Source organism: Microcystis sp. LE19-195.1E (assembly GCF_027532095.1).
Classification (GTDB): Bacteria; Cyanobacteriota; Cyanobacteriia; order Cyanobacteriales; family Microcystaceae; genus Microcystis; species Microcystis aeruginosa.
The window spans coordinates 1-7,207 of the sequence record NZ_JAPZSZ010000065.1; the positions used below are offsets into that span (position 1 = coordinate 1).

Consider the following 7,207-nt stretch of genomic DNA (forward strand, 5'->3'; position numbering starts at 1 on the left):
GCACTTTTTCTCGGTCAATGATTAGGATAAGTTATAACTTAAAAATTAATCAACAACTAAAGCTTATGCTTGTAGCTAAGTGAAATCATTGATTAAGAGACCTGTACTTTTCAATGACTTTTTCAGCAAGCCCTAAGTAGGCAACGTCAAGACTTTGCTGTGAAATTAGCAAGGTGCGTAGTTCACTCTAATGATGTGATAGCCTACGAGGATTTAAGAGTTAAGAACTTAGTCAAGAATCATTGTCTAGCTAAATCGATAAATGATGCGGCCTGGTATCAGTTTCGGGAATGGATAGAGTATTTTGGGGTTAAATTCGGCAAGATAACGATTGCTGTCTCACCGAATTATACAAGCCAAAACTGTTCAAACTGTGGTGAAACTGTCAAAAAATCTTTATCGACTAGAACCCATCAGTGCAAATGTGGATGTGTTTTGGATAGGGATGAAAACGCCGCAATCAACATCCTTAAAAGGGGACTAAGTACGGTAGGGCATACCGGAACCTTTGGGCTCGATCCAATAAACGCTTGGGGAGAGAATACCTCTACTTTTTCAGAAGCAATTCTGTCTAAGCAAGTAATCTCTGTGAACCAAGAATCCCCGTCTCTTTAGAGCGGGGAGCGTCAACATTTAGACCAAATTTGGGGTCAAGAAACATGAGCGATCGCATCGAGTGGATTAATGCCCTATCAACCCGTCCCTCCCTAGAAGCGGCGGTGACGGAGGTAGTGGAAAAAGTGGAAGATAAATTAGTTGGATCGGCAGATTTAGCCATAATTTTTATTTCTTCTGCCTATGCCAGCGACTATCCCCGTTTAGTTCCCTTAATCTTGGATAAACTCCCCGTTCCTGTCCTGATCGGCTGCGGTGGGGCGGGGATTGTCGGCATGGATGACAGGGAAAAAGCGCGAGAAATCGAAGCGAGTCCGGCTTTAAGTCTCACCGTCGCCCATTTGCCCAATGTGGAAGTACAGCCTTTCTATATCGAAGCGGCGGAAATGCCCGATCTCGACAGTTCCCCCTCTAGTTGGACAGAATTATTAGGGGTAGAAGCGGCCAAAAATCCCCAATTTATCCTTTTAGCCGATCCTTTTTCCAGTCGCATCAATGATCTGTTAGAGGGTTTAGATTTTGCCTACCCCAGTTCGGCCAAAATCGGCGGTTTAGTCAGTGGTGGCATGATTGAACGTTCTGGGGGTCTATTCTACCACGATCAACAAAAACCCCGTAATACCTATCTCTATCGTCAGGGAACCGTAGGAATCGCCCTTTCTGGCAAAATTATCGTCGAAACTATCGTCGCCCAGGGTTGTCGTCCCATCGGACCGATTTATCAGGTGAGTGAGGGAGAACGCAATATTATCATCTCCATGACCGGTAAAGGGGCCGATGGGACCCCGCAACCACCTTTAAATCTACTGCGGGCTTTAATCCCCTCCTTGAGGGAAAAAGACCGAGAATTAGCGCAACACTCCCTTTTTATCGGTATTGCTAGGGATGAGTTTAAAATGCAGTTGCGGCCCGGAGATTTCTTAATTCGCAATGTTTTGGGAGTAGATCCTCGCCAAGGTGCGATCGCAATTGGCGATCGAGTTCGTCCGGGGCAGCGGGTACAATTTCACCTGCGCGATGCCGAGACTTCCGCCCTAGATTTAGAATTACTTTTGCAAGCTTTTCCCCAAGAAAAACCCGCTAGTTCAGATATACTAGGAGCTTTGATCTTTTCCTGTCTCGGTCGCGGGGAAAATCTCTACGAAAAACCGGACTTTGATTCGGGTCTTTTTCAGCGTTATTTCGCCAATGTTCCCCTCGCTGGCTTCTTTGGCAATGGAGAAATCGGGCCAGTGGGCGGTCGCACTTTTTTACACGGTTATACTTCGGCTTTTGCCCTCTTTCGTCAGGGAATTTAATGCTATACTAAATAGTTAGTACACTAGGGAGTAGAACGATGGTAAAAGCGATATCTTTCTCTGAGTCGGAGATTATCTATCCCGATAGTGACGGTAAACCGATGGCCGATAATACCAAACAGTTTCGCTGGATCGTGACGATCAAGGAAAATCTCGAATGTTTATTCGCAGAGAATGACAATGTGTTTATCGCCGGCGATCTGTTGTGGTATCCGGTCGAGGGGGATAATAAAACCTGTCAAGCGCCAGATGCTATGGTGGTGTGTGGCAGACCCAAGGGCGATCGAGGTTCCTATAAGCAATGGTTAGAGAACCAGATTGCGCCGCAGGTGGTCTTTGAAATTCTCTCTCCAGGCAACAATAAAGCGGAAATGCGCCGAAAATGGCAATTTTATCAGCGTTTTGGCGTAGAAGAATATTATCTCTACGATCCCGATGCTAATTATCTACAGGGTTGGTGGCGAAGGGGTGATCACTTGGAGATGATTCCTGCGATCGATAATTGGCAGAGTCCGCTTCTACAGATCCGTTTTCAACTGGAGAGTCCCCAGTTAGCTATTTTTTATCCCGATGGCTCGCGGTTTTTGACCACCCTAGAAATCAAGCAAAAGGCTGAATTAGCCGAACAGCAAGCCCAACAGGAACGTCAACGGGCCGAATTGGCTGAGGCAAAATTAGCCCGCATAGAGGCGCAATTACGGGCAATGGGGATTAATCTAGAGGAAAGCTAACGAGAGGCCGGAAGGACGGGATTTAACCAGTGGAGAATCTCATCTTTGAGACGGGAATTATCCCGGGCAAGTCCCTGTTTTAACCATTGGCCGATCGCATCGAGGGGAGTAAATACTTCTCCGGTTTGCCAACTGACATCTTGACTCAAGGGAGTGAGATGATTGCCCGGGAGAGTTCGCAGGGCAATTAAATCATTAAAGCGTTTTTTTAGCAGGGGATTTAATACCAAAGATTGATCGATCGTGTCGTCTTGAAAACGGATTAAAAGATTGCGACGAATGGCATAATCTTGGAAAATTAACTCGTTTGTTTCTTCGGGGGACGGGGTAAATTCGAGGTTAAAAGTGGTGTCAATTTGCAAAGGTTCGATAAAGGGAATAGCTCGACGAATGGGATAATTATTAAAGGAAATGAGGATATTTCCCGCCCGTTCCACTTCGTAGAGACTACCGATTAATAAATGTAGTTTACACCCCATACTGTGACCCAATCCGTAGATGGGGAGATAACCTTGGGGCAGACTATGATTCCAGCGCAGACGTTCAATAATATTATCAAAACGGTTTAAAACTGTGCGGGCGATCGATTTGTGATCGAGGGTATTAACAAAGGGAGTAGCAACAATAGCGTATCCTGAATTCCCAAGACTCTCTAATAACCAACGATAGGTAATATTCGGGGCCGCCGCCACAAATGCCCCCCCTAAAAAGTGAATGATACCCCGGGGACGACGGGGGAGAAAAACCCAATTACCTGCTATTTCTTGCCAATTCATACTAAATCCAGTTATTAAAGACTGATTATCTATTCCTCTTTTTGCATGAGTGCCTCTTGCATGAGTGCCTATCCTTATAAGTAGCCTATACTCAACGGATTTAGTATCATAATTAGTTATCAGTTAACTAATAACTTATACTAAATCCAGTTATTAAAGACTGATTATCTATTCCTCCTTTTGCATGAGTGCCTCTTGCATGAGTGCCTATCCTTATAAGTAGCCTATACTCAACGGATTTAGTATTAGTCACTCACCAAATAAAGACTACTTCATATTATCCTAAATCCTGTTTAAAAGGGATAGGAGATTAGCCAGAGATTGGCACCGCCGGATAAGGATAACTGCTTGCCCAAGTCATCAAAAATCGGGCTGAATAGTTCTAGGCCAGTTTTTTCTTAATAAAAGCCGCTAATTGAGACATTTGTTTCTTCATAGTTTCCATTTCTGTTTGCATTTGGGCAATTTGGGCCCGGAGAGTCTGAATATCGGTGCTATAATCCCCGGTGAGTTCCTCTAGTTTCGGGCTAAAAACTGTTGGTTTGGGGGAATATTGTTTGGCCTTAGCCCTCGCTTCTTTAATCGCTTGTACCAATTGTTTTTGGTCGAAAGGCTTCTCAATAAAGGCAAAATGCTGGAAAGGTTCGGGGATTTTCTCTACTACCTCCTCTTTCCGTCCCGACATTAACACTAGGGGGATACTTTTGAGATTATCTTCGGTTTGGATTTGCTGAAACACCTCCCAACCGCTCATTTTCGGGAGAAGGAAGTCCAAAATAATCAAATTCGGGTTTTCGGTACGGATGAGATTATAACCCTCTAATCCGTCTTTAGCTTCGAGAAATTCAAAGTTACCCTCTGGTAACATATCGCGAACGTGCATCCTGATCACTTTACTGTCATCGATAACGAGAATTTTATGATTTGACACGATAGACACCTTAGAAAAGAGACAATAGATAAACTCGTTGACATCCTCACCGCCGTAAACGGACGGCGATTCCCAAACCTCACGATTTGAGTTTCTGCTTCTTTCCCGAAGGATTTTTCGCACCTGCCTTAACAGATTTACTCTGTTCTGGTCTTATGGTCGCTCTACAGACTGACACCGCAAGCCCTGCGGCCAAAATATTTTTACTGGCGTTAATATCTCGGTCATGGTGTGTTCCACAGATTGGACAGTCCCACTCTCGAACATTTAACGGCATTTTCTCAGCAATATACCCACAATTACTACACCTTTTAGAGCTAGGAAACCATCTATCTATTTCGATGTAATTTCTGCCGTACCAACGGCATTTATAGGCTAATTGTCGGGTAATTTCTCCCCAACTAACATCAGATATTGCCTGAGATAATTTCGGGTTTTTGACCATATTCTTGACGGCTAAATTCTCAACCACAATCGTTTGGTTTTCACGAACTAATTGAGTGGTTAGCTTGTGTAAATGGTCTTTTCTGCTATCGGTGATTTGAGCGTGAATCTTGGCTACTTTGATTCTTGCTTTTTCTCGATTTTTTGACCCTTTCTGTTTTCTAGACAGATTTTTTTGCGCCTTTCGCAGTCTCCGATAATGTTTCTTAAAATGCTTAGGATTAGATACTTTGTCACCATCGCTGGTAATCACGAGGCTACTAATTCCTAAGTCAATTCCGATGGCTTTATCTGTTACTGGTAAAGGCTTAATCGTTGGGTCATCAAATCTTATTGAGATATGCCAACGCCCAGAAGGATGTAATCTGACCGTTACTGTACTTGGTTCACATCCGTCTGGTATTTGTCTTGACCATCGAATAGGTAAAGGTTCTGTGCATTTAGCTAAATAGATTTGTCTGTCTTTGAATTTAAAAGCAGATTTAGTAAATTCGGCACTTCCTCCCTGATGTTTTTTCTTAAAGTTAGGATACTTAGTACGACCAGCAAAGAAGTTAGTGAAAGCTGTTTGTAAATGTCTTAAACCTTGTTGTAAAGGTACACAGCTTACTTCATTGAGAAAGTTTAATTCTTCTTGTTTTTTCCAATCGGTTAGCATTGAAGAAGTTTGAGCGTAGCCTACTCTTTCTTGTCTTTCATACCAAGCTTGTGTTCGTTCGTGGAGAGCTTTGTTGTAAACTAATCTTACACAGCCCAAAGTGTGCCGCAATAGCGACTCTTGTTCTGGTGTGGGGTAAAATCGAAACGAATAGGCTTTTTCCATACCTCACATTTTAGCATATATTTCGTAAATGTGCTAATATTTAACAGTAAAGCCGTCGTAGAACGACGGGGTTTCAGACCCAAAATTTTCGATGAACCAAATCGACTATCTCAGGATTAGTTTAATCGATCGCTGTAACTTTCGCTGTCAGTATTGTCTGCCTGAGGATGCAGAATTGGCATCTGTTCGACCGCAAGATTTACTCACCCGGGAGGAAATTCTTACTTTAGTCAAAAATGTCTTTATTCCCCTTGGTTTCCGCAAATTTCGCCTTACTGGTGGGGAACCTCTCTTACATCCCGAAGTAGTGGAGATTGTGCGCGATATCGCCTCTTTATCTGCCACTAGCGATTTAGCTCTGACCACTAATGGCTATTTACTTGACAATTTAGCCGAAATGTTGTATGAAGCCGGACTAAGACGGATTAATATCAGTTTAGACTCCCTCGACCCCGACACTTTCGATAAAATTATCGGTAATCGCGGCCGGAGTCGTTGGCAAAAAACTTGGGCAGGTATTCAAGCGGCCCAGAGAGTGGGTTTTGACCCCTTAAAATTGAATGTGGTGGTAATTCCGGGGATAAATGAGGCAGAAGTGGAGGATTTAGCGGCTTTGACCATCGAGAAGCGTTGGCACGTCCGTTTTATCGAGTTTATGCCCATCGGTAACGGTGATTTATTTCAAGAAAAAGCTTGGATCGCGAACGAGGAATTAAGGGGGCGAATTCGGGCAAAATGGGGCTTAAATGAGGGTCAAGTGCGGGGAAATGGTCCAGCCGATGTTTTTCAAATTCCGGGGGCTAAGGGTACAATTGGCTTTATCAGTCAGATGTCGGAATGTTTTTGCGATCGCTGCAACCGCCTACGTCTCTCGGCCGATGGTTGGTTGCGTCCCTGTCTCCTCAACGAAACCGGACAAATTGACCTAAAAACCGCCCTCCGTCAGGGAATTTCGCCGGCAGAAATCAGGGAAAAAGTCCAGAAATTAATGGAACTGAAGGCAGAAATCAACTTTAAACTGCGTGATTCTGGCACATCAAGCGGCATTTATACCCGTACTATGTCCCAAATTGGCGGCTAAAAATCTACTGTCCGAATTCTACTCTAGCCTGTTCTACCATTTCCACGGTAACTCGATCGGAACCGGCATGACGAGCTAATTCTTCTATCCTTTGACGCGCTTGGGAACGAACAAAATAGGGAATATTTTTTAGTTTTGCTTTTGCTTCTGCGGTCCATTTTAGTTGATCGGAAAAATCTAGAGCTTCCATAGATTTAACAATAGTAGTCCGTCTATTATACCAAAAAAGATTAGCTATTTATTGCCAAGCTAATTAAATGATGAGTTTCTTGATAGCGACTCTTTTTCACCTTTCTGTTAATTTTAGGTTTCTGCTAGGTCGAAATTTACTCTTTGATATAAATCTTGAAAAGAAATCTGCCAATCTACCGACACCAATTGTAAAACCGCATTTTCCCCCGTGACGAAATCAATTAACCATTGATCATCCTTTTGTTTATAGTAACGTTCCACACTATAACTAGATTGTTCGATCAGAATATATTCCTGAAAAGTTGGCAAGGAACGA

At 43.4% G+C, this 7,207-nt stretch carries 7 protein-coding genes and 2 pseudogenes; 4 read left to right on the forward strand and 5 right to left on the reverse strand.

What is annotated here, in order from left to right:
- Positions 1-132: 132 nt before the first annotated feature.
- The 3 genes and pseudogenes from O9300_RS03830 to O9300_RS03840 form a co-directional block, all read left to right on the forward strand.
- A pseudogene (locus O9300_RS03830) lies at positions 133-615 on the forward strand (RNA-guided endonuclease InsQ/TnpB family protein); the annotation flags it as partial.
- 44 nt (positions 616-659) lie between these two features.
- Positions 660-1,913 carry an FIST signal transduction protein gene (locus tag O9300_RS03835; protein WP_287970147.1) on the forward strand — a complete coding sequence of 418 codons (1,254 nt, stop codon included), beginning with the start codon at positions 660-662 and terminating at the stop codon, positions 1,911-1,913.
- Between the two features lie 38 nt (positions 1,914-1,951).
- A complete protein-coding gene (locus tag O9300_RS03840) occupies positions 1,952-2,644 on the forward strand; it encodes a Uma2 family endonuclease (RefSeq protein ID WP_287970148.1) in 693 nt (230 codons plus the stop codon).
- Here O9300_RS03840 and O9300_RS03845 read toward each other — a convergent pair.
- The 3 genes from O9300_RS03845 to O9300_RS03855 form a co-directional block, all read right to left on the reverse strand.
- Positions 2,641-3,420 (reverse strand): DUF1350 family protein, encoded by a 780-nt coding sequence (locus tag O9300_RS03845; protein WP_004162891.1) that lies wholly within the window; start codon positions 3,418-3,420, stop codon positions 2,641-2,643. The genes O9300_RS03840 and O9300_RS03845 overlap by 4 nt on opposite strands.
- A 382-nt stretch (positions 3,421-3,802) precedes the next feature.
- Positions 3,803-4,351, reverse strand: a complete 549-nt coding sequence (locus O9300_RS03850; RefSeq protein WP_061432490.1) for a response regulator — start codon at positions 4,349-4,351, stop codon at positions 3,803-3,805.
- 79 nt (positions 4,352-4,430) lie between these two features.
- The gene (locus O9300_RS03855; RefSeq protein WP_287970150.1) at positions 4,431-5,618 is read right to left on the reverse strand and encodes an RNA-guided endonuclease InsQ/TnpB family protein; all 1,188 of its coding nucleotides are present in this window, start codon (positions 5,616-5,618) and stop codon (positions 4,431-4,433) included.
- Positions 5,619-5,709: 91 nt separating this feature from the next.
- Between O9300_RS03855 and moaA the strand changes: the two genes are divergently transcribed.
- On the forward strand, positions 5,710-6,699 hold the full coding sequence (gene moaA / locus O9300_RS03860; RefSeq protein ID WP_002761581.1) for a GTP 3',8-cyclase MoaA: 990 nt from the start codon (positions 5,710-5,712) through the stop codon (positions 6,697-6,699).
- A gap of 4 nt (positions 6,700-6,703) precedes the next feature.
- Here moaA and O9300_RS03865 read toward each other — a convergent pair whose 3' ends face one another.
- Positions 6,704-6,889, reverse strand: a complete 186-nt coding sequence (locus tag O9300_RS03865) for a PCP reductase family protein (protein ID WP_287970152.1) — start codon at positions 6,887-6,889, stop codon at positions 6,704-6,706.
- A 113-nt stretch (positions 6,890-7,002) separates the two neighbouring features.
- Positions 7,003-7,207, reverse strand: a pseudogene (locus tag O9300_RS03870) (Uma2 family endonuclease); the annotation flags it as partial.